The 548-nt window shown below is 40.0% G+C and carries 1 protein-coding gene; it reads left to right on the forward strand.

Features of this window, described 5'->3' with window-relative positions:
- Window positions 1-548 (forward strand): hypothetical protein (locus GB932_RS21910; protein WP_197517196.1); only part of this gene is annotated, 548 nt, incomplete at both ends.

Here is a 548-nt window from a genome sequence, read left to right on the forward strand (position 1 = left end):
TTCAAATTGAGAGCTTATAATGCATATGCAGATAGAAATTATGCAGACGCCAAGCAAAATATGGATACTTTCGTTTCTCAGGCAGAGAAAACAAGAGTATTGCCTGCAGACCAAGGTTTACAGGGACTTATTGCTGCTGGTTTAGCAAAAGATGAAAAAGATGCTGCTAAAAAATCTGCTTTAATGGCTGAAGCTCAGCAAAAAGTAGGTATTGCAAAAGCTGCTAAGGATGAAACAATGAAGTGGGATCTTGAATTAGCAAACATCGCAGGTGGTGGTGGAGCTTCTCAGGCAGAAGCTGACAAAGGACCTACTAATCCTGAAATTGAAGCATTGAAACAGAAAGTTGCTGCCAACAGCCAGGATTCTGATTCATTATTTAAGTTAGCAACAGCTTATCAGGATGTTAAAAACTGGAATGGAGCAATTCTTACATGGCAAAAAATGTCAGCACTTCTTCCTGATTGGGCTCCGGCTTATTACAGCCAAGGATATTCTTACCAGCAGGCAGGAAACAATGAAGCAGCAAAATTGGCTTATGAGAAATT

The sequence above is a fragment of the Microbacterium karelineae genome (genome assembly GCF_009745985.1).
Lineage (GTDB): Bacteria > Actinomycetota > Actinomycetes > Actinomycetales > Microbacteriaceae > Microbacterium > Microbacterium karelineae.